This is a genomic window from Primorskyibacter sp. S87 (assembly GCF_049801055.1).
Classification (GTDB): domain Bacteria; phylum Pseudomonadota; class Alphaproteobacteria; order Rhodobacterales; family Rhodobacteraceae; genus JBNAGF01.
Window position 1 is genome coordinate 275,567 of the sequence record NZ_JBNAGF010000004.1, and the last position, 21,341, is coordinate 296,907.

Below are 21,341 nucleotides of genomic sequence, written 5' to 3' on the forward strand. Positions count from 1 at the left end.
CGTTCAGCGTGTGCGGCGCAGGTAGACATAGAATGCGCCGTCACCGCCATGACTGACATGCGCCGGCGAAACCTGAAGAACAGCCTGAGCGAGTGGCGGCATCGCCAGCCATTGGGGCACCTGATGACGCAAAACCCCGCGCGGAGCTGGTATGGGGCCGTCGTCAGGTTTTGACTTTCCCTTTCCGGTAATCACCAAAACCAGCCGCTTGCCCGATGCCTGTGCCGAAAGAATGAACCGGATCAGCGTGGGATGGGCCGAGTTCAACCTCATTCCGTGCAGATCAAGTTTTCCTTCCGGCGACAGTTTACCACGCTTCATCCTTTGAAAAGATTTCCGGTCCATTTGAACTGGCGAACTGTTCAGGGATTCCGAAAGTGTCGGCTTGAGGTGATGTTTGACTGGTTTCGATTGAACGGATTCGCCCACTGAAAATTTGTCTAAGCGCGGAACAGGGTGCTTCGTCGGTTTCGGCTTTGGCAACGGGCTCTGCGATCCGGCTGTTCTTCGCTCGGGATGCAGGCGTTCGGCTTGCTCTACAACTTTGTGCCACAGTTCCACTTCATCTGGTGTCAGGCGTCTTCGGGTCATCAGGTCCCGTCCGGCAACAGGGCATACGCCCGTTGAATCGGCAGCAAAACCACCATACGCCCCGGATCTCGCAGGCGACCCGCTGCTTCTCCAGCCGCATCTCCCGTGCCAAAGAAAATATCTGCCCTTTGGGCGCCTTTGATTGCAGATCCGGTATCCTGCGCAATCATCAGCCGGCGCATCTTTCCCATACCGTCTTTCTCGATCCAAACCGGTGCACCCAAGGGCACAAAGGCCGGATCAACAGCAATTGACCTTAGCGGCACAACCGACCTGTTCATTGCGCCAAGCGGCCCGTCACTGCTGGCGACCCCACGAACACGGCGAAAGAAGACATAGGAAGGGTTATGAAACAGAAGCTCTTCGCCGGCTGCAGGATTGCGGCGAACCCAGTTCTTGATCACCTGCGCACTCACTTGATGCGCCCCGAAAATTCCCCTTCGAACAAGCTCTACCCCGATCGACCGGTAGGGGTGTCCGTTAGCACCGCCATATCCGACCCTGATCGAGCTTCCGTTTGAAAGGCGTATTCGGCCGGAACCCTGAATCTGGAGAAAAAACAGTTCGACCGGGTCATCGACCCATGCAATCTCCAGGCCACGGCCTTTCATTACGTCTGATGTAAGAATATCTCGCCGAGAGAGCCAGGGATTTGCCGACCGAGCCTCGGGCGGCATTTTGTAAACCGGGTAACGAAATTGCGCCGTTTGCGTTCGAGATCCATCCAGCTCCGGTTCAAAATAGCCCGTAAACAGGGCCTCTTTGCCATCGGAGATCTCAACCGGGCGAAAAAAGAGTTCAAAAAACGCGCGGGCCGTATCCGGCTTCTGAACCTGAGCGACAGCGCATAGTGAGCGCCAATCAGGATCGTCAAAATCCTTGCAGGTCGTCAGAAACGTATCCAGCGCGGCGACATGATCGTCTTGCGCCCAGCCGTCGAGCTGATCGAAGGACAAAATCCGATGAGTGACGTCTTCATTGGCAGAAGCCCCCGTGGCGGTCATGACGGCACCCGCCAGGATCGCCGCGCGGAGCACTTCACTCACCCGTCCGTAGCGACCAGACGCCAGTTCGGATCATCCGAACCCATGACCCGGGAAAATGTCCACGTATCTTTCTGCCGCTTGACGGCATTGGGATTGCCTTCGACGATATCTCCGCCCCGATCACGAACAACCGAAGTCAATTCACCCACGAACCGCATGGTGATCTCGGCCTTGTTGCTGTCCTTGTCAAAGGCCGCGTCCAGAACCGAGGTTTCACGGACGCCTACAAACTCGGCTTCGACTGTCAGACCCTGATCTTCTCGTGCGGACACGCCGGCCACGAACGCCTCGAACACATCTTCGGCGAGCAACGGTTCAATTTCGGACAGGTTGCCGTTCTCAAAGCCCATCACAATCATTTCATACGCGCCGCGTGCACCCTGAACAAAGTCAGTAACCGAAAAGGTTGGTTCGATCCGCTTCATTGCTGCCAGCGTCTGAGCCTGCGGGCTGTCTTCGGCAACGTGATCGGTAATGTCGCGGTCCGGGCCTCCCTCAATCACCTCAAAGTCCCGACGAGATTTGCGCTCCTGCTGCTGCGGCAAGGGCGGTTTCTCAAAACCTTCACGGGTTCCGAGCACACTCTTCAGGCGCAAAATCAGGAACACGGCAATGCCGGCGAGAACCAGAAGCTGGATCAGCGGTGAATTCATATCGACCTCTTGTCAGGCGTTAGGCTTTGTAAGCATATCCCTGGATCACTATGTAGGGGACAGGCGGGGGCAAGTCCACCGTCCACCACACTGTAAAGGACAACTCAAAATGTATCTGTTTCTGGCCTTCTTGCTGGTGCCGATCATCGAAATTGCCCTGTTCATACAGGTCGGCGGTTTGATCGGGCTCTGGCCGACTTTGGGAGTTGTCGTATTGACCGCAGTTTTGGGCACTACGCTCATGCGGACACAAGGTCGCATGGCGATGGGGCAGGTTCAAAACGCGTTTAACCGGCTGGATGACCCGACCGAACCTTTGGCCCATGGGGCTATGATCTTGGTTGCGGGTGTCCTGCTGTTGACACCCGGTTTCTTCACGGACGCTGTTGGGTTCGCATTGCTGATGCCACCGATACGCATTGGCGTATTCAAGTATTTACGCAGCAAGGTGACAATTACCCAGTTCCAGATGGGCGGGCAGGCCGGGTTTCACGATTTCCGACAGGGTGATTCCCAGCTGGGAGACATCATCGACGGAGAGGCCACAGAGGTTCACCCAAACCGCGAACCTACAACAGGCCCATCAGGTTGGGTTGAAGGTCCTGACCGGCATTGAGGTGACCGGGGCAAGCTGGTAAGCAAGGCCGACCAATTCTCAGGAGCCAACAATGTCCGATACTTCTGCCCAAGAAGGTAGCCAGACCCAACAAGCGCCGCAGGTTCAAATGCGGGTTCTCGGTCAGTACATCCGCGATCTGTCTTTCGAAAACGTGATGGCCCAAAAGGGCGCATCCGGCGAAGTGCAGCCTGATATCAATGTTCAGGTCAATCTGGACGCAAAAAAGCGGCCCGCCGATCATCAGTTTGAAGTGATGGTCAAACTGAACGTCTCTTCGAAAGCTAAGGGGATGGAAGACGTCTTGTTCCTTTTGGAACTGGAATACGTCGGCGTTTTCCACATCGAGGGGGTCGCTGACGATCAGATGCATCCGTTCCTTTTGATCGAATGCCCCCGGATGTTGTTCCCGTTCTTGCGTCGTATTGTGAGCGACGTTACCCGGGACGGCGGATATCCGCCGCTCAATCTCGACAACATCGATTTTGTTTCGCTCTACCGCGCCGAACTTCTGCGCCGTCAGAAAGAACAGGCCGAGCAACAAGCCACGGTCTGAACAGGGTCCAGCGCCTGTCCGGAGACGGTCAGGCGCGTTTCCACACCGGGTTTTCGCCCAGCTTTGTCACGAATTCATCATGTGCTGCTTTTTCATCAGCCGTGAGTCTCGAAGGCAAAGGCGCATTTCTCGGTTTGGGCCGCCAAGCATCCGAAACAGTTTTGTCTGAACCAGCCGAACTGACCGACAAAGCGAAATCCGGCTGACGGCCACCAATCAGCTCGAGATATACTTCCGCCAAGATTTCAGAATCGAGTAAGGCTCCGTGCAATGTCCGCGAAGAGTTATCGATCCCGAAGCGACGACACAGTGCATCCAAAGAGGCAGGCGATCCCGGGAAGCGCTGGCGCGCGATTGCCAAGGTATCGATCGCCCTTTCCCATGCAAGTTCCGGCAAACCCATCCAGCGAAGTTCGGCGTTGAGGAACTTCATGTCAAAAGCCGCGTTGTGGATCACCAGCTTGGCATCGCCCACAAAATCGAAAAAGTCCTTACCGATCTTCTCGAATACAGGTTTGTCTTTCAGTGTTACAGCGCCCGGGGCAGGGGGTTGCGGCGGGTCCAGCAGATCCGGTCCGATACCGTGAACCTGAAACGCGTCCTGCGGCATGGACCGCAGCGGGTTGATATACTGGTGGTAGGTTTCGCCGGTTGGCATGTGATTTAAGAGCTCAAGGCAACCGATTTCGACGATACGGTCACCGCCCTCAGGATCGAAGCCTGTGGTCTCGGTGTCGAGAACGATTTCACGCATGCTTCATTCCTTCTCTTATCTCAGCCACGATCTGCTGAACCTGGAGGCGCGCATGCGCAAGCGTGTCCGTAACAATGACGTATTCCGAGCGCGCTCGCTTCTCGGCATCTGGCATCTGCTGCGCCACGATATGAGCAAACTGATCTTCGGTCATTGTTCCGCGTTCCAACACCCGGGTTTTCTGAGTTTCTGGATCGACAGACACGCATGCAACGGCATCCATCGCGGCATCCCCTCCTGTTTCAAAGAGCAGGGGAATATCAAAGACCATGATATCCGCCTTGGAGTTCATTCGAAACTCGGCTCGATCTCTGGCAACAAGCGGATGGACGATCCGTTCGATTTCTCTGAGGGCATCAGGCCGTCCCGCCAGTATGGATTTAAGTACCTGCCGATCAACCTGATCATCAATCACTGCTTTCGGAAAGGCTTGCCGCATCTCTTCAACTGCTGCACCACCCCTAGAGTAAAGCCTGTGGACAGCGGCATCAGCATCCCAGACGTCGCACCCCTGGTCGGCAAACAACTTTGCTGTTGTGCTCTTTCCCATCCCGATTGAGCCGGTGAGACCCAGTGCAAAACTCATCGAAGAGCTGCCGCTCGGGTTGCGTTGTCGACATCCGGCCGGGTGCCGAACCAGCGTTCGAAACCAGGAACTGCTTGATGCAAAAGCATTCCCAGTCCATCCACTGTATGACAGCCAGCGTCTTCGGCAACCTGCAACAAGCGGGTCTTGAGAGGGGCATAAACCAGATCTGTCACCACGGTTCCCCGTACCAACCCGTCCAACGGAACACGCAGCTCTGGTTTACCGATCATCCCAAGGGAGGTTGTATTGACAACCAACTTTCCCTCTTCGATCACGTTGCCGGCCTGAACCCAATCAATCACCCGCACTCGCTGCCCAAAATCATCTCGTAGCTGTTCCGAGCGGACACGCGTTCGGTTCGTCAAAAGGATTTCCGGAACACCGGCATCTATCAAAGAGGCGACAACAGCGCGCGCTGCTCCTCCTGCGCCTAGAACCACGGCAGGCCCCGACGTCGGGTCCCAGTCTGCGGCTCCATTGCGAAGGTTTTCTATGAAGCCGTAACCATCTGTATTATCTGCATGAATTTTACCATCTGCCCGAAAGATAAGTGTATTGGCCGCACCAATTAGTGTGGCCCGATCTGTCACCTGATCTGCAAGCGCCAGCACCGTCTCTTTATGCGGGATAGTCACGTTGACACCGACAAAGCCTGCCTTCGGCAGGGTTCGCAGGACTTGTTCAAGGTCATCGCGTCCGACATCCATCGGAATGTAGTGACCTTCGATTCCATATGTCTTTAGCCAATGACGGTGCAGGCGCGGGGACCGCGAGTGCGCTATAGGCGATCCAATTACTCCGGCAAGTGGAATGCGCATATCAGTCATTGATCGATCACCCCTCTGAGAGCGAGAAAATTCAGTAACTCCAACAAGGGCATACCCAAAACGTTAAAATAGTCGCCGTCAATGCCGCTAAACAGTCTGACCCCTTCTTCTTCCAGTTTGTAACCTCCGACGGCATGCCGGATGCTGTCCCAGTTTCGGTCGACATAGCTCTGCAAGTACGCGTCACTGCAGTTTCTCATCCGAAGCCGAACCTGACCGACATGTCGCCAGACAGGTCCACCATCCTGATAGATCACCGCAGCCGACAACAGCATATGCCGCTGCCCACGCATCTGTTTCAGCTGCGTGACTGCTGTTTCGGGGCTGTCTGGTTTGGACAGCAGGTTTCCGTCAAAATCAAGAACCTGATCACACCCGAGAACCATTGCTTCTGGAAATTTGTCGCTGACCTTTCGTGCCTTCATCTCAGCCAGTGCATCCGCGATATCTCGCGGTCTGGCATGTTCCGCGAGCAAAGAAGATTTCACGGATTCTTCATCCACCCGTGGTTTCTCTATCCGGAAAGGGACCGCTGCGTTGCGTAGCAGGCTTGCCCTGATTTCTGAGCCAGAGGCTAGTATGATGGGGACCGTCATGTGGATAACAAGGTGGTTTGGCTGCGAGTTTCTTAGGAACCGTTTGTATGACTTTAGGGCTTGCATGCAAGTGTTGCAGATAAGCGAGCGATCATCAGGGATTCGTTCTTGAGTCTTCCAGTTGGGAAAAGGACAAGTTCCGGGGAATAGTTTGAAGTTACCAATGCAATTTGTTCACATGCTATGAGCTATAACCCTCAAATATGGACTTCTTAGCTTATTGATATTAAATGATAAATTTAGTTTATCCAGACCCGTGGGTGAAGTTCTGCCAGTTTGCTTTTCATGTGGATAATCTTTGGGATGAAAATTTTATCCACGGAAATCCTTGATCCAACAAAACCATCAATCTTTCTTTCTATAATTTTTTATTTATTGAGAGTGGGAAGGAACTCGGGGTTACGTGATGACCGATCTGCTTTTCACTCTCTATCCATGGAATAAGGCCATACACATCATGGCTGTTCTTTCTTGGATGGCTGGCTTGTTCTACTTGCCACGTCTCTTTGTTTACCACGTCGAGCGGGCAGAGCAGGTCGAAGGTGCGCCTGAGATATTTCAGATCATGGAAGAAAAGCTGATCCGCTTCATCATGAAACCGGCGATGGTAGCCAGCTGGTTCTTCGGACTAATGATGGTCGTAACACCCGGTATCATTGACTGGGGTTCTGTCTGGCCGTGGACCAAGGGGATATCGGTTGTTGCGATGACTTGGTTTCACTTTTGGCTGGAGTTTCGGAGGCGGGAGTTTTTGTCCGGTAAGAACAAACTCTCTGGTCGGCAGTACAGGCTGATGAACGAAGTCCCAACCGTGCTCATGATCGTGATTGTCTTGTCGGTCATTCTGAAATTTTGATCCGATAGTTGCAGTGATTTGACTCGCCCGGCTGTGTTGATTATGTCAGAGGCCAAGCACCCGTCCGGGTAGGCCGACTCTTCCATCTGTTAGAACTCAAATATCGCTGTCGCGATATCGCAAGGTCGTATCAACATGACAATCGAATCCCTTAACCTGTCTGATCTAAAGGCCAAGAGCCCCAAGGATCTTCTTTCCATGGCCGAAGATCTTGAGATCGAAAATGCCTCGACCATGCGAAAAGGCGAGATGATGTTCCAAATTCTGCGTGAGCGCGCAGATGAGGGTTGGACCATTGGGGGTGATGGCGTTCTTGAAGTTCTGCAGGACGGTTTCGGATTTCTCCGTTCCCCGGAGGCGAACTATCTTCCTGGCCCGGACGACATTTATGTGTCGCCCGAAATGATCCGCCAGTATTCCCTACGAACAGGTGACACGATCGAAGGGGCGATCAAGGCACCTGATGACAATGAGCGCTATTTTGCGCTTACCAACGTGACGAAGATCAACTTTGAGAATCCGGAGAAGGCAAAGCACAAGATAGCCTTTGACAACCTGACGCCGCTCTATCCTGATGAGCGTTTGAAAATGGAGATCGAGGATCCGACGATCAAAGATCGCTCTGCACGCGTTATCGATCTTGTTGCACCGATCGGTAAGGGCCAGCGCTCGCTGATTGTGGCGCCGCCTCGGACCGGTAAAACGGTAATCCTGCAGAACATCGCACATTCGATCGAACGCAATCACCCAGAATGTTATTTGATCGTTCTGCTAATTGATGAACGGCCGGAAGAAGTTACCGACATGCAGCGTTCAGTTAAAGGAGAAGTGGTTTCTTCGACCTTTGACGAACCTGCTACGCGCCACGTGGCGGTTTCTGAAATGGTGATTGAAAAAGCCAAGAGACTGGTGGAACACAAACGAGATGTTGTGATCCTGCTCGACTCAATCACAAGACTTGGTAGAGCTTTCAACACTGTGGTGCCGTCATCAGGCAAAGTTCTGACGGGTGGTGTTGATGCGAATGCCCTGCAACGGCCAAAAAGGTTCTTTGGTGCGGCGCGAAATATCGAAGAGGGTGGATCACTCACAATCATTGCAACTGCGCTGATCGATACAGGCAGCCGCATGGACGAAGTCATCTTTGAAGAGTTCAAGGGTACGGGTAACTCTGAAATTGTTCTGGATCGCAAGATTGCCGACAAACGTGTGTTCCCGGCCATCGACATACTCAAGTCAGGCACCCGAAAGGAAGACCTGCTAGTGGATAAGGGCGACCTGGCCAAGACTTTTGTCCTGCGCCGGATCCTCAACCCAATGGGAACCACGGATGCGATCGAATTCTTGCTTTCGAAACTCAAGCAGACCAAATCAAACGGTGAGTTCTTCGACTCCATGAATACCTGATATCGTCTGCCGGTCGGCAGCAAGGGGGTCATATGGATACCGTTTTTGCCCTGGCGAGTGCGCCAGGAAAGGCAGGTGTTGCAGTTGTCCGGATCTCTGGTCCGAAAGCGCGGTCGGCGGCCTGCACTCTCAGCTCCAGAGATTTGCCTGAACGGGGCATGACTTATGCTTCTCTCCACGATCGCCATGGTGGATTTCTTGATGATGCGCTAATTTTGACCTTCTTGGCTCCGGCAAGTTTCACCGGAGAAGACGTTGTGGAGTTGCAGGTTCATGGAAGTATCGCGTCCATAAATGCGATATTGCAGACGCTTTCCGGGCTCGATGACCTGCGATTGGCAGAGCCTGGTGAATTTACCAGGCGCGCATTGGAAAACGGAAAACTGGATCTTGCGCAGGTTGAGGGGTTGGCCGACCTGATCGAAGCGGAAACAGAAGCGCAACGTAAACAGGCCCAAGCGGTTCTTGGTGGTCGATTGGGGGATTTGGCTGAGGTATGGCGCCGCGATCTGATAAGGGCAGCATCGTTGATCGAAGCGGTCATTGATTTTGCAGACGAAGAAGTCCCTACAGACGTTGGCGAAGAAGTTTCAGCGCTTTTGGAATTTGTTCTTGTTGACCTGAACGGGCAGATCAAAGGTATTTCGGTTTCAGAGCGGATCCGAAGCGGTTTCGAAGTCGCAATCGTCGGTTCACCAAACGTCGGAAAATCTACACTGCTGAATGCTCTGGCGGGGAGAGATGCTGCTATCACCTCCGAGGTCGCTGGGACAACGAGGGACGTCATCGAAGTTCGAATGGATTTGGCCGGTTTACCAGTGACACTGCTGGACACTGCAGGTCTGCGCGAAACCGAGGACTCAGTTGAAAGAATTGGAATCAGCCGTGCACGAGATCGGGCCAAAGCCGCAGATTTGCGGGTCTTTCTCGCTGAAGCTGGCGAAACCTTCGACGTCACTCCCGAGGAAGGGGATATATGGTTATTGCCAAAAGGTGACCTTCGCCTGGACAAAAATGGTGCGATCTCAGGAAAATCGGGCTTTGGGGTCGAAGAACTGATCTTGAAGATAACCGATGAGTTATCCGAAAGATCTGCAAGGTCGAGTATCGCGACGCGAGAACGCCACCGAGTTGCCATGCAACGCGCACTTGTCCGCTTGGAGGGGGCACGCAACCTTCTGGGCCACGGTCCGGAACAATATGATATCGTCGCCGAGGAAATTCGAAGCGCGATTCGTGCTTTGGAAATGCTGGTCGGCCGGATTGACGTGGAAAACCTGCTGGATGAGATCTTTGCCAGTTTCTGCCTAGGAAAGTGAGGAGTGTTTCACGTGAAACATTCAGCGTTCGATGTAATTGTAATTGGTGGTGGGCATGCCGGAACAGAAGCCGCGCATGCAGCGGCCAGAATGGGCGTGTCGACAGCGCTAATAACACTAAGCCGTGACGGAATCGGTGTGATGTCCTGCAATCCGGCGATCGGAGGCCTTGGAAAGGGTCACCTGGTTCGGGAAATCGACGCTTTGGATGGCGTTATGGCGCGGGTCGCGGATAAGGCGGGAATCCAGTTCCGTCTTTTAAACCGGCGAAAGGGCCCTGCGGTTCAAGGCCCGAGAGCACAATCTGACCGTGCGATTTACCAGCGCGAAATGAGGACGGAAACCGAAACTCGGAAGAACCTTACGATTGTCGAAGGGGAGGCTATAGATTTTCTGGTCGAAGATGGGCACGTCAAAGGGATTCGTCTTGATAACGGCAGCGAAATTGGTGCGATCGCAACGATTTTGACCACCGGCACGTTCCTGAGGGGCGTTATTCATATCGGAGACGTGACGAAACCCGGAGGGCGAATGGGTGATAAGCCGTCCATCAAGTTGGCGAAACGTATTGAGACGTTTGGCCTACCGCTCGGACGATTGAAAACGGGAACGCCACCCCGATTGGATTCAAGAACAATTGATTGGTCTTCTCTGGAAATGCAGCCGGGTGACGATGACCCCACCTTGTTCTCGTTTTTATCCAGCGGAGTTTATGTGCAGCAGATTTCTTGCGGAATTACGCACACCAACGAAAATACACACAGAATAATTCAAGAAAATCTTGCGAGATCAGCAATGTACGGTGGCCAGATCGAGGGGGTAGGCCCAAGATACTGCCCATCGATTGAAGACAAAATCGTACGATTTTCTGACAAATCCTCTCACCAGGTATTTCTTGAACCAGAAGGATTACAAGACCACTCCGTTTATCCAAATGGTATCTCGACGTCTTTACCCGAAGACATTCAGGAACAATACGTTCGCTCAATTCGTGGATTGGAGGAGGCGAAGATATTCCAGCCCGGATACGCCATCGAGTATGACTATGTAGATCCAAGAGCTCTGAACACACATCTTCAGGTTAAATCTGTTCCGGGGTTGTACTTGGCAGGACAGATCAATGGTACGACTGGATATGAAGAGGCGGCCGCGCAGGGCTTGGTTGCTGGGTTGAACGCAGCGCTGCAAGTTCAAAATCGTTCTTTGTACACGTTTAGCCGTTCAGACAGCTATATTGGTGTGATGATAGATGATCTTACGACTCGAGGCGTTTTGGAGCCCTACCGAATGTTCACATCTCGTGCGGAATTCCGATTGTCCCTCCGGGCTGATAATGCCGATCAACGCCTAACACCTATTGGATTGGAGCTTGGTTGTGTCGGGGGCGAGCGCAGCACAGTGTTTGGAGAAAAGATCGGGGCCTTAAGCCAAGTTACATATGCATTGAATTCATCCAGCTTCACTCCGAAGGAAATTCAATCTGCCGGCATTTCGGTGAATCAGGACGGAAAGCGTCGATCGGGTCTAGAAGTATTGGCCTTTCCAAACGTGTCATTTGAGGATCTCAAAGATCTCTTGCCAACTCTAGCCAACACCAAAACAGAAATCAGGCTACAGGTTGAGAGAGATGCCCTTTATGCAAATTACATAGACCGACAAAAACGGGATGTTGAAACTTTGAGGCGCGAAGAGCGGCAGACTATCCCGGCAGAATTCGACTACTCATTGATTGGTGGCCTGTCCAATGAGCTGAAGGCTAAGTTGAGCGAGGCAACGCCTGAGAACATCGCCCAAGCGGCCCGTATAGATGGTATGACACCCGCTGCTCTTGCACTCATTCTGACACAGCTGAAGCGTCAGGAAAGGTCGAAGTCTGCGTAATGTCCGAAGATTCACTTGAGCAGATTGGATTGGATGTTTCACGTGAAACAATCGACCGATTGAAGATTTACGAAAGAACGCTGAAAAAGTGGAATCCCAGTATCAACCTGGTATCAAAGCGCAGTCTGGATGAAGCTTGGGGTAGGCATATCCTTGATTCTGCTCAGATATTTGTTTTTCAAAGACCCGAAGGGCATTGGGTTGACTTGGGTTCCGGGGGAGGTTTGCCCGCATTGATCTTGGCTGCAATCTCGGCAGAAACGACGCCCAATGCCAGATTTACCTTGATCGAAAGCGATAAGCGAAAATCAGCATTTCTCAGGACCGCGGCGCGTGAAATGGGATTGCGAATTGAGGTGCTGGCCGAACGTATCGAAGCAGCAACCCCTCAAAACGCAGACATACTGTCGGCGAGGGCGCTTACGGACTTGGGGGGATTGTTGAGCTTTGCCCAGCGGCACGCAAATCCGGGAGCGACATTGGTGTTTCCAAAAGGTTCGACTTGGGAAAATGAGGTCGAAGAGGCCCGGAAAGAATGGAACTTTGAGTTGGAAGCGATTAAAAGTTCAGTAGAACCCGGAGCAGCAATCCTGAAAATTAGAGGAGTATCGCGTGGCTGATTACTCTCGCCCCGCCGGACCACGCATCATAGCCGTCGCCAACCAAAAGGGCGGTGTCGGTAAAACAACAACAGCAATAAATCTGGCAGCTGCTTTGGTGGAGCAGGGGCTCAGGGTGTTGGTGGTGGACCTTGACCCGCAGGGAAATGCGTCTACTGGCCTTGGCATTGATGTGGATGACAGAGAATTCACGACCTATGAACTGTTGATTGATGACGCGCCCTTGGCTGACGTCATTCAGGACACGAGCTTTGAGGGGTTGAGCATTGTTCCGGCAACCGTTGATCTGAGCTCTGCTGATATTGAATTGATTGCGAATGAAAAGCGGAGTTTTCTTCTCCACGATGCTTTGCGCCAAACTGCAATGGACTCATTTAGTTGGGATTACATACTGATAGATTGCCCGCCCTCCCTGAACTTGTTGACGGTCAACGCGATGATCGCCGCGCATTCTGTCCTAATTCCGCTTCAAAGCGAGTTCTTTGCCTTGGAGGGCCTGTCACAACTGATGCTGACAATCAGAGAAGTTCGGCAGGCGGCAAATCCTGATTTGCGTATTGAGGGTGTCGTGTTGACGATGTTTGATCGCCGAAACAACCTGTCTCAACAGGTAGAGGATGATGCCAGGGCCAATCTCGGCGACATCGTGTTCACGACCAAGATTCCGCGAAATGTACGGGTCAGCGAGGCGCCATCCTATGCGGTGCCTGTTCTTGCATATGAGACAAACTCCCAAGGTGCTCAGGCCTACCGGTCGCTTGCGCAGGAGATCTTGAGAAAACATAAGAAAATAGCGGCCTGATCGCGAAGGAGGGAGAGCAATGAGTGACAAAAAGACGAAGCCCCGGGGTTTGGGCCGTGGTCTGTCCGCCCTGATGGCGGATGTTGCGCCGGTTGCAGAAACAACTTCGGAAGACAGTCGTAGAACTGCCGATATAGTAGTTCCGATTGAAAAACTCGTTCCAAACCCGGACCAGCCGCGACGCGATTTCCGCCCGGAGGATCTGGATGACCTTGCCGCGTCCATTCGGGAGAAGGGTGTTCTTCAACCGCTCATTGTCCGCCCGGCGTCAGATGGAGCTTTTGAGATTGTGGCAGGTGAGCGCCGTTGGCGTGCCTCTCAACAGGCTCAATTGCACGAAATTCCTGTGCTTGTTCGCGAATACAGCGACACGGAAGTGCTCGAAGTTGCCATTATAGAGAATATCCAACGGGCGAATCTGAACGCTGTGGAAGAGGCGGCCGGCTACCGGCAGCTAATGGATCGGTTCGGGCATACGCAGGAAAAACTTTCGGAGGCGTTGGGCAAGAGCCGATCTCACATTGCCAACCTGTTGCGGTTGCTTTCTTTGCCTGACGACGTTCAGTCGTATCTTCGCGATGGAAAACTGTCGGCGGGGCATGCTCGTGCTTTGATCATGGTCGATAACCCTTCGGAGGTTGCCAAAGCGGTGATCCAGAAGGGTTTGTCGGTTCGGGCAACTGAGGCGATGGTCAAAAAGCAGAAAGCAGGACCGCCAGAGGGAGCGACGCGTCGGGCTTCTCGAAAGGTCAGTGAAAAGGATGCGGATACGCGCGCCTTGGAAGGCGACCTTTCTTCAGGATTGGGGATGAAGGTCTCGATTGACCACAAACCAAACAGCGAATCCGGTAAAGTATTGATTTCATACGAAACTCTCGAACAGCTCGATGAGCTTTGTTCTTTGCTTACGCGTTAGGACGAGTCCAGATAAACAGCATAACCGCGCTCAAGACTATGGCTTGAATAATCAGGACATGTGTGGGCGCTTTCAAGGCGAGCGACAGTGCGAAGACAAATGCCACGGAAACCGTGGCCCACTTCTTTGCCTGCGGGTTTATGGCACCAGATCTATTCCAGTCTTCGATCATTGGCCCGAAAGTCTTGTGGGCCAGTAACCAGTTGTGGAGGCGAGGAGACGAACGGGCGAAGCAAAATGAAGCAAGCAGAATAAATGGAACAGTTGGCAGAAGCGGCAAAACAATCCCTGCCGCGGCAAGTCCAACAGAGAAGATTCCAAGTATCGCCCACAAATAGTGCATCATTCACTCGATCAGAAGTTCTCTAAGGATCCCATTCAGAACCATGCGCCCTTTGTTGGTTGTCGCTATGCGGCGATCCGACTGTTGTAAAAGATCAAGGGATTTGAGGTGGTTCAGGACGTCATCATCCAAGGAATGGCCAGCGAGGTTCTCGAACCGGTCAAGATCTACGCCTTCGACCAATCGCAACCCCATCAGAAGAAACTCCTGAGCCTGTTCGGATGCCGGCAATTTCGACCTCAGAGATTCACCTGAGCCCGAAGCCACTTTGGATAGCCACTCTTGCGGGGTTCGAAAGCTCTCAGTTGCAAACCGACCATTGGTCAGGCTCATGCGACCATGGGCGCCGGGGCCAATGCCGACATAGTCTCCGTATCGCCAGTAAATTAGATTGTGCTTAGATTCTGATCCTGGCAATGCGTGGTTCGACACCTCATAAGCCGGCAGCCCGGCTTTGGTGCAGATTTCCTGCGTTACCTGATACATGTCGGCGGATAATTCCTCCTCGGGTAGCCCGCGAAGTTTGCCAGCGGCATACCGATCGCCGAAAGCCGTGCCTGCTTCGATGGTCAATTGATAGAGCGAGATGTGATCAAGGCCCAGAGTTAGAGCCGAATTTAGCTCGGATCTCCAGTCTGCAAGACTCTGGTGTTGGCGCGCATAAATCAGATCGAAACTGACACGATCAAATAGATTCCGAGCGGTTTCAAAGGCCGCAAGACCCTCATTTACCGTATGAATTCGACCCAAACGCCGCAGATCATCATCATGCAGTGCCTGAATCCCCATTGAGATGCGGTTGACGCCAGCTTGCCGATAGTCGGCAAACCGCCCTGCTTCAACCGAACCAGGGTTGGCCTCAAGGGTGATTTCAATGGAGTTTGCGCAAGACCAGTTGGCTCTTGCAGAGGTGATGATGGCGTCGACCGTTTCGGGATCCATCAGGCTGGGAGTTCCGCCCCCGAAGAATATGCTGTCGAGTACACGACCCGGTGTTTCAGCTGCCGCTCTGGAAAGTTCCGCGAGATATGCATCGACCCATTGTTTTTGGTCAATTTGGCGGGAAACATGGCTGTTGAAGTCGCAATAGGGGCATTTGGCCTCACAAAACGGCCAGTGAATATAGAGACCAAACCCGCCGTTGCGCCAATCTTCAGCCAAAACATCCCGCCACGAATTTCGATACCGCCGCAGCACGATGGGAAATTTTGTTCTTTTCCCAGCGATCCATCTCGGCATAGGTAGTTTCGTGGCCTTGCGGGACAAACATCGGATCGTATCCAAAACCGTCCTTGCCGCGGATTGGCCAGACGAGATGGCCGGGCGCAACGCCCTCGAATACCTCATCATGCCCGTCGGGCCATGCCAGAACCAGCGTGCAACGGAATTGAGCCGTTCGAGGATGAGGAGCGTTCAAATTCTCTAACTCGGTATTCGCCCGGGTCATAGCCATTAGAAAGTCGCGGCCATTTTCGGTTTCCGCCCAGTCAGCTGTGTAAACTCCGGGAGCACCGTTTAAAGCGTCGATGGTGATCCCGGAATCGTCAGACAAGGATGGCAGGCCTGTGGCCATGGCGGCGGCATGTGCCTTAATACGGGCGTTGCCCACGAATGTGTCTTCGGTCTCTTCAGGTTCAGGCAGGTTCATGTCGCTGGCTCCGACGACTTTCACACCAAAAGGCTGAAGAAGATGAGCCATCTCCTCCAGTTTTCCTTTGTTATGCGTTGCAACAAGCAGCGTGTCGCCAGCGAATTTTCGGGTCATTTGGCTGCACCTTGCTGCGCCGATACGAGTTCTCCAACGCCCTTTTCTGCAAGGTCAAGCAATGCGTTCATCTGGTCGCGGCTAAAGACTGAACCTTCAGCGGACATCTGCACTTCAATCAGTTTTCCTGACCCGGTCATGATGAAATTCCCATCAACGCCGGCTTCGCTGTCTTCGGGATAATCCAAATCCAAAACGGGTTGCCCGGCATAAATCCCGCAGGATACTGCGGCCACGGGATCAACGAGGGGGTCAGAAATCACGTCTCCAGCCTTGATTAACTTGTTCACAGCCTGGCGCAGTGCGACCCATCCCCCGGTGATTGCAGCGCAGCGGGTTCCGCCGTCGGCCTGAATCACGTCGCAGTCAATGGTTATCTGCCGTTCGCCAAGGGCAACCCGATCAACACCAGCCCGAAGCGACCGACCAATCAATCGCTGGATCTCGACTGTTCGGCCACCTTGTTTGCCGGCGGCGGCCTCGCGACGCATACGGGTGTTGGTCGCACGTGGCAGCATACCGTATTCAGCGGTCACCCAACCAAGACCGGACCCCTTGATGAACGGCGGTACCCGTTCCTCTAGTGTCGCGGTGCAAAGAACATGAGTATCGCCAATCTTGATCAGGCAAGAGCCTTCGGCGTGCTTGGTAATCCCCGTTTCAATTGAAACCGGGCGCATTTCGGTCAAATCTCGTCCAGAGGGTCGCATCAGGAGTCCTTTATTGTCTCTAGCCGGGGATAGCCCTCGGGATAGAGGCAGCGCAACCCCGATTGACCTTTGTTGCTTGTCGACTTTAATGACGAAACAGTGACGACTTGCACCCAGACTGCTCAGCTAGCCGTGTCCGAGACCTATGAATGAATGATGCAACCAGATTGCTAGACGAGATGAACGACCGTTCGCGCGAGGTGTTCCGCATGGTCGTTGAATCCTATCTGCAAAGTGGAGAACCTGTAGGTAGCCGGACCCTGACCCGCAGCCTGAGTGAAAAAGTGTCCGCCGCAACTGTGCGCAATGTCATGCAGGATCTCGAAATTCTTGGATTGCTGGCTAGCCCCCATGTCAGCGCCGGCCGTGTTCCGACGCAAATGGGGCTGCGCATGTTTGTCGATGGGCTATTGGAGGTTCGCAACCTCGACGAAACCGATCGCGAACGGATCGATGCAACCGTCGAAAGCAATTCAGCCGATGTCGGGACAATGCTGGACCGAGTTGGATCTGCCTTGTCCGGAGTGACACAGGGCGCATCCCTGGTTCTGACGCCGAAACAGGACTCAGAGGTGCGGCATATCGAGTTCGTGTCTCTTGCCCACGACCGGGCACTGGTTGTGCTGGTCTTTGCCGATGGTCGCGTCGAAAATCGTCTTTTTGCTCCGCCGCCCGGACAGACACCAAGTTCAATGCGCGAGGCAGCGAATTTCTTGAACTCCTTTATCGAGGGGCGAACACTGAACGAGCTCCAAAGCGCAATTCAGACCGAGATCGCCTCGCGACGGCAAGAAATCGACTCGCTCGCTCAGGTCATGGTGGAAAGCGGGTCGGCTGTTTGGGACGCAGAGGACAGCGAATCGCCCCGACTGATTGTCCGCGGGCGGGCGAACCTGATTGGAGAAACAGGACAGGAAGACGAACTGGAACTGATACGCAACCTGTTTGATGACCTGGAACGAAAGCGCGATATCGCGGAATTCCTTGAACTGACGGAATCTGGGGATGGTGTGCGCATTTTTATTGGCTCTGAGAACAAACTCTTTTCACTTTCGGGTTCCTCTCTGGTGGTTTCTCCTTATATGAACGCTGATCGAAAGATAATCGGTGCGGTAGGGGTTATTGGCCCAACACGACTGAACTATGGACGGATCGTGCCGATTGTGGACTACACAGCGCAACTGGTCGGAAAGTTGATTACCGACCGGAGTTAGGGGTGAAACATGGCAGAACCAAAAAACGATGAATTCCTTGATGATATCGAAACCGCCGAAGCCGAAGAGCTGATCGAAGAGTTTCTGGAAATCAGTGAGGAAGATGCCGAACTCGACGCGCTGAGAGCCGAACGTGATGAGCTCAAAGACCGCTTCATTCGCGCCCTCGCCGATGCAGAAAATGCCCGCAAGCGCGGGGACAAGGCGCGGCGCGAGGCCGAACAGTACGGAGGCTCCAAACTGGCTCGTGACATTCTGCCTGTCTATGACAACATGAAACGTGCATTGGAGGCTGCCACTGATGAGCAGAAGGAGGTTTCCAAGGCATTGATCGAGGGGATTGAGCTGACTATGCGCGTCATGCTTGATGTGTTTGGAAAACATGGGATCAGCGTCGTTTCACCGGAAGTCGGAGACAAATTCGACCCGCAGCAGCACGAAGCCATGTTCGAAGCTCCGGTTCCGGGCACTGTCGCGGGCGAGATTATTCAGGTGTCGGCCGAGGGTTTTATGCTGCATGACAGATTGCTGCGCCCTGCTCAGGTCGGCGTATCTTCCACACCAGCCAGCTAACAACGCCGTTCAGCATCCATATAATGGATATCAGTTAGACATGAGGCGGTCAGGATCTGGCCGCCTCTTTCAATTTGTATAGCAAGTCCAGCGCTTCCCGGGGGCTGAGGTCATCGGGGTGGACATCCTTCAGCATGGAATCCACTTCCGAAGCTACCTTTGTCATGGATGTCTGCGGTGAAGGTGCGGCGGCAAACAGGGGTAGGTCGTCCACCTGAATGCGCCCACCTCCTTCGCGACTGCTCTCTTCAAGCATGTCCAGAACTTGGCGCGCCCTGGAAACTACGCAGTCGGGCAGTCCGGCAAGTTGAGCGACCTGAACACCATAAGAGCGGTCAGCAGCACCCTTTCGAACTTCGTGGAGAAAGATGACCTCCCCCTCCCACTCTTTGACTGAAACAGTAGCGTTTTCGACGCCTTCCAACGTATTCGCGAGCTGGGCTAGCTCGTGATAATGTGTTGCAAACAATGCGCGACACCTATTCATCTGGTGCAGATGCTCGAGGGTCGCCCATGCGATGGAAAGCCCGTCGTAAGTGGCAGTCCCGCGCCCGATTTCATCCAAAATCACCAATGCCCGGTCGTCAGCCTGATTCAGGATCGCAGCTGTCTCAACCATTTCAACCATAAAGGTCGAACGCCCACGGGCGAGATCATCCGAGGCTCCAACCCGGCTGAAAAGTTGACTGATCAACCCGATATGCGCCTCGTAAGCGGGAACATAGCTGCCCATCTGGCCGAGTAGAGCAATGAGGGCATTCTGGCGCAGAAAAGTGGACTTACCAGCCATGTTGGGCCCTGTCAGCAACCAAATCGCGGCGCCATCTTGGGCGGAGAGGTCGCAGTCATTGGCTACGAAAGGTTCGCCATTCTGGCGACGCAACGCATGTTCGACAACAGGATGGCGCCCTCCGGATACGTGAAAAGCGCGAGAGTCGTCGATCCTCGGGCGGGTCCAACCTTCGGATTTTGCCAGATCGCCCAGAGCAGTAACCAAGTCAAGCTCGGCAAGGCCTTTAGATGCAGCAGTTAGACGGCCGGAATCACCCAAGATCGCTGTCGAAAGCGCCAAATAGAGCTTCTTTTCGATCTCTAGTGCCAAGTTTCCGGCATTGAGAATTCGGGTTTCAAGCTCGCTGAGTTCAACCGTCGTAAACCGAACCTGATTGGCCGTGGTTTGGCGGTGTACGAAGGTTTCGGAGAGTGGAGCAGACCGCATTTTTTCTGCGTGGGTTGCCGTGGTTTCGATGAAATATCCCAGCACGTTGTTGTGCTTGATCTTTAACGACGAAATCCCCGTTCTTTCAGAGTATTCCTGCTGCAGTGATGCAATAACCGATCGGCCCTCGTCACGCAGCGTTCGGGCTTCGTCAAGTTCGCCGTCATATCCAGCAGCAATAAAACCGCCATCCCGTGCGAGTAAGGGGGGTTCGGAAACCAGAGCCGCATCGAGAAGGGCCAACAACTCATCAAATCCCTGCAAATCCTGAGAGGACTTCTTAAGCAGGTCGGGCATGTCCTTGTCTTGAAGAACCCCAGAAATCAGCTCCGCTTGTCCAAGAGCGTTCCGGATAGCCGCAAGATCACGTGGTCCGCCCCGGTCGAGCGACAGGCGTGACAGGGCTCGATCCAGATCAGGCGTTCTTCGCAAGGCGTCCCGGATCTGTTCGGAAAGAAGAGTGTCGTTGTGGACAACATCCAACGCCGCAAGCCGTTCATGAATTGTGTCGAGGTGACGCGATGGGCTGGACAAGCGCTGCTCAAGCAGTCGGGCACCTGCTGGCGTCACGGTTCGGTCTATCGTCGACAACAGAGAACCTGCTCGGCCACCGGCAAGCGAACGGGTCAGCTCCAGATTGCGGCGAGTGGCGGAATCAATCTGCACGACGCGGTTTTCAGCTTCCTGTTCGGGTGGCTGCAAAAGTGGGAGTTTGCCCTTTTGGGTAATGTCGAGGTAATCGACCAATGCCCCCATCGCAGATATCTCGGCACGCGAGAACGTTCCGAACGCTTCCAGCGTAGAAATTTTGAACAGATCGCAAAGGCGCTTTTCGGACGCAGAGCTGTCAAAGCTCGATTTCCCGATAGGAGTGAGGGGAATTCGATATTCGTCGGCCATAACTCGGATTGTGTCTGGCACAAGGTCCGAAACCACCAGCTCGGACGGGGCAAGTCGGGCGAGTTCCGGGCTCAACCGAACAGGTTTGATCGGCATTACGTGGAAAGCACCAGTAGAGATATCAGCCCACGCAATCGCCGCCTCCTTCCGTAGCTCGGAATAGGCGCCTAGGAAATTGTGGCTCCGCGCCTCTAGAAGTGAATCTTCGGTGAGCGTTCCGGGCGTGACAAGTCGCACAACGTCCCGCCGGACGACCGACTTGGCACCCCGCTTCTTGGCTTCGGCCGGGCTTTCCATCTGCTCGCCAACCGCCACACGAAATCCCTTTCGGATCAGGGTCAGAAGATACCCCTCGGCAGCGTGGACAGGGACACCACACATCGGAATGTCTTCGCCTTGGTGTTTCCCTCGTTTCGTGAGCGCTATGTCCAGAGCTTCGGCGGCAGCCACCGCGTCATCAAAGAACATCTCATAAAAGTCGCCCATTCTATAGAACAGCAGAGCGTCCGAGTACTGAGCCTTAATCTCGAGATACTGGGCCATCATCGGAGTGACTGTAGACGTGGCAGCAGGCAAGGGCGGTTCTCC

23 protein-coding genes are annotated in these 21,341 nt (G+C 53.7%); 11 read left to right on the forward strand and 12 right to left on the reverse strand.

Annotation, left to right across the window (positions count from 1 at the left end):
- Positions 1-3: 3 nt before the first annotated feature.
- From ACP15U_RS09495 to ACP15U_RS09505, 3 genes are read right to left on the reverse strand one after another with little or no spacing between them, the layout of a single operon-like run.
- Positions 4-591, reverse strand: a complete 588-nt coding sequence (locus ACP15U_RS09495; RefSeq protein WP_425044899.1) for a Smr/MutS family protein — start codon at positions 589-591, stop codon at positions 4-6.
- Complete coding sequence (locus tag ACP15U_RS09500; protein WP_425044996.1) at positions 591-1,595, reverse strand: murein transglycosylase A; 1,005 nt, start codon at positions 1,593-1,595, stop codon at positions 591-593. The genes ACP15U_RS09495 and ACP15U_RS09500 overlap by 1 nt, the downstream gene beginning before the upstream one ends.
- 38 nt (positions 1,596-1,633) lie before the next feature.
- Positions 1,634-2,290 carry a Tim44/TimA family putative adaptor protein gene (locus tag ACP15U_RS09505; RefSeq protein ID WP_425044900.1) on the reverse strand — a complete coding sequence of 219 codons (657 nt, stop codon included), beginning with the start codon at positions 2,288-2,290 and terminating at the stop codon, positions 1,634-1,636.
- A gap of 109 nt (positions 2,291-2,399) precedes the next feature.
- On the opposite strand from ACP15U_RS09505, the gene ACP15U_RS09510 reads away from it, so the two are divergent.
- Positions 2,400-2,906: an FxsA family protein gene (locus tag ACP15U_RS09510; RefSeq protein WP_425044901.1), complete on the forward strand. Its 507-nt coding sequence runs from the start codon at positions 2,400-2,402 to the stop codon at positions 2,904-2,906.
- 52 nt (positions 2,907-2,958) lie between these two features.
- A complete protein-coding gene (secB, locus tag ACP15U_RS09515) occupies positions 2,959-3,462 on the forward strand; it encodes a protein-export chaperone SecB (RefSeq protein WP_425044902.1) in 504 nt (167 codons plus the stop codon).
- 28 nt (positions 3,463-3,490) lie between these two features.
- On the opposite strand, the gene dnaQ is transcribed toward secB, so the two are convergent.
- From dnaQ to ACP15U_RS09535, 4 genes are read right to left on the reverse strand one after another with little or no spacing between them, the layout of a single operon-like run.
- Positions 3,491-4,216, reverse strand: a complete 726-nt coding sequence (gene dnaQ / locus ACP15U_RS09520) for a DNA polymerase III subunit epsilon (protein WP_425044903.1) — start codon at positions 4,214-4,216, stop codon at positions 3,491-3,493.
- On the reverse strand, positions 4,209-4,802 hold the full coding sequence (gene coaE / locus ACP15U_RS09525; RefSeq protein WP_425044904.1) for a dephospho-CoA kinase: 594 nt from the start codon (positions 4,800-4,802) through the stop codon (positions 4,209-4,211). Before coaE ends, dnaQ begins: the two co-directional genes overlap by 8 nt.
- The gene (locus tag ACP15U_RS09530) at positions 4,799-5,632 is read right to left on the reverse strand and encodes a shikimate dehydrogenase (protein WP_425044905.1); all 834 of its coding nucleotides are present in this window, start codon (positions 5,630-5,632) and stop codon (positions 4,799-4,801) included. The genes coaE and ACP15U_RS09530 overlap by 4 nt, the downstream gene beginning before the upstream one ends.
- Positions 5,629-6,228 carry a Maf family protein gene (locus ACP15U_RS09535; protein ID WP_425044906.1) on the reverse strand — a complete coding sequence of 200 codons (600 nt, stop codon included), beginning with the start codon at positions 6,226-6,228 and terminating at the stop codon, positions 5,629-5,631. The genes ACP15U_RS09530 and ACP15U_RS09535 overlap by 4 nt, the downstream gene beginning before the upstream one ends.
- 406 nt (positions 6,229-6,634) lie before the next feature.
- Between ACP15U_RS09535 and ACP15U_RS09540 the strand changes: the two genes are divergently transcribed.
- The 7 genes from ACP15U_RS09540 to ACP15U_RS09570 all read left to right on the forward strand — a co-directional run bounded on the left by ACP15U_RS09540 (position 6,635) and on the right by ACP15U_RS09570 (position 14,029).
- The gene (locus ACP15U_RS09540; protein WP_425044907.1) at positions 6,635-7,084 is read left to right on the forward strand and encodes a CopD family protein; all 450 of its coding nucleotides are present in this window, start codon (positions 6,635-6,637) and stop codon (positions 7,082-7,084) included.
- Between the two features lie 135 nt (positions 7,085-7,219).
- Complete coding sequence (gene rho, locus ACP15U_RS09545; RefSeq protein WP_425044908.1) at positions 7,220-8,491, forward strand: transcription termination factor Rho; 1,272 nt, start codon at positions 7,220-7,222, stop codon at positions 8,489-8,491.
- Between the two features lie 32 nt (positions 8,492-8,523).
- Positions 8,524-9,810: a tRNA uridine-5-carboxymethylaminomethyl(34) synthesis GTPase MnmE gene (mnmE, locus tag ACP15U_RS09550; protein WP_425044909.1), complete on the forward strand. Its 1,287-nt coding sequence runs from the start codon at positions 8,524-8,526 to the stop codon at positions 9,808-9,810.
- A gap of 12 nt (positions 9,811-9,822) precedes the next feature.
- Positions 9,823-11,691, forward strand: coding sequence for a tRNA uridine-5-carboxymethylaminomethyl(34) synthesis enzyme MnmG (mnmG, locus tag ACP15U_RS09555; RefSeq protein ID WP_425044910.1), 1,869 nt, complete (start codon positions 9,823-9,825; stop codon positions 11,689-11,691).
- Positions 11,691-12,311, forward strand: coding sequence for a 16S rRNA (guanine(527)-N(7))-methyltransferase RsmG (rsmG, locus tag ACP15U_RS09560; RefSeq protein ID WP_425044911.1), 621 nt, complete (start codon positions 11,691-11,693; stop codon positions 12,309-12,311). The genes mnmG and rsmG overlap by 1 nt, the downstream gene beginning before the upstream one ends.
- Entirely contained in the window at positions 12,304-13,113 is an 810-nt protein-coding gene (locus tag ACP15U_RS09565; RefSeq protein ID WP_425044912.1) for a ParA family protein, read from the forward strand. The genes rsmG and ACP15U_RS09565 overlap by 8 nt, the downstream gene beginning before the upstream one ends.
- Before the next feature lie 19 nt (positions 13,114-13,132).
- Positions 13,133-14,029, forward strand: a complete 897-nt coding sequence (locus tag ACP15U_RS09570) for a ParB/RepB/Spo0J family partition protein (protein ID WP_425044913.1) — start codon at positions 13,133-13,135, stop codon at positions 14,027-14,029.
- Here the strand turns inward: ACP15U_RS09570 and ACP15U_RS09575 are convergent.
- Genes ACP15U_RS09575 through rph form a run of 4 tightly spaced genes read right to left on the reverse strand, consistent with a single transcriptional unit; the run spans position 14,019 to position 16,847 of the window.
- Positions 14,019-14,372, reverse strand: a complete 354-nt coding sequence (locus ACP15U_RS09575) for a YbaN family protein (RefSeq protein WP_425044997.1) — start codon at positions 14,370-14,372, stop codon at positions 14,019-14,021. The genes ACP15U_RS09570 and ACP15U_RS09575 overlap by 11 nt on opposite strands.
- Before the next feature lie 3 nt (positions 14,373-14,375).
- Complete coding sequence (hemW, locus tag ACP15U_RS09580) at positions 14,376-15,533, reverse strand: radical SAM family heme chaperone HemW (protein WP_425044914.1); 1,158 nt, start codon at positions 15,531-15,533, stop codon at positions 14,376-14,378.
- Positions 15,526-16,137, reverse strand: a complete 612-nt coding sequence (gene rdgB / locus ACP15U_RS09585) for an RdgB/HAM1 family non-canonical purine NTP pyrophosphatase (RefSeq protein WP_425044915.1) — start codon at positions 16,135-16,137, stop codon at positions 15,526-15,528. The genes hemW and rdgB overlap by 8 nt, the downstream gene beginning before the upstream one ends.
- Positions 16,134-16,847, reverse strand: coding sequence for a ribonuclease PH (gene rph / locus ACP15U_RS09590; protein WP_425044916.1), 714 nt, complete (start codon positions 16,845-16,847; stop codon positions 16,134-16,136). Before rph ends, rdgB begins: the two co-directional genes overlap by 4 nt.
- A gap of 149 nt (positions 16,848-16,996) precedes the next feature.
- Between rph and hrcA the strand changes: the two genes are divergently transcribed.
- Together hrcA and ACP15U_RS09600 are read left to right on the forward strand one after the other, a co-directional pair.
- Entirely contained in the window at positions 16,997-18,061 is a 1,065-nt protein-coding gene (hrcA, locus tag ACP15U_RS09595; protein ID WP_425044917.1) for a heat-inducible transcriptional repressor HrcA, read from the forward strand.
- Positions 18,062-18,070: 9 nt separating this feature from the next.
- A complete protein-coding gene (locus ACP15U_RS09600) occupies positions 18,071-18,634 on the forward strand; it encodes a nucleotide exchange factor GrpE (RefSeq protein ID WP_425044918.1) in 564 nt (187 codons plus the stop codon).
- A gap of 49 nt (positions 18,635-18,683) precedes the next feature.
- On the opposite strand, the gene mutS is transcribed toward ACP15U_RS09600, so the two are convergent.
- Positions 18,684-21,299 carry a DNA mismatch repair protein MutS gene (gene mutS / locus ACP15U_RS09605; protein ID WP_425044998.1) on the reverse strand — a complete coding sequence of 872 codons (2,616 nt, stop codon included), beginning with the start codon at positions 21,297-21,299 and terminating at the stop codon, positions 18,684-18,686.
- Between the last annotated feature and the right edge of the window lie 42 nt (positions 21,300-21,341).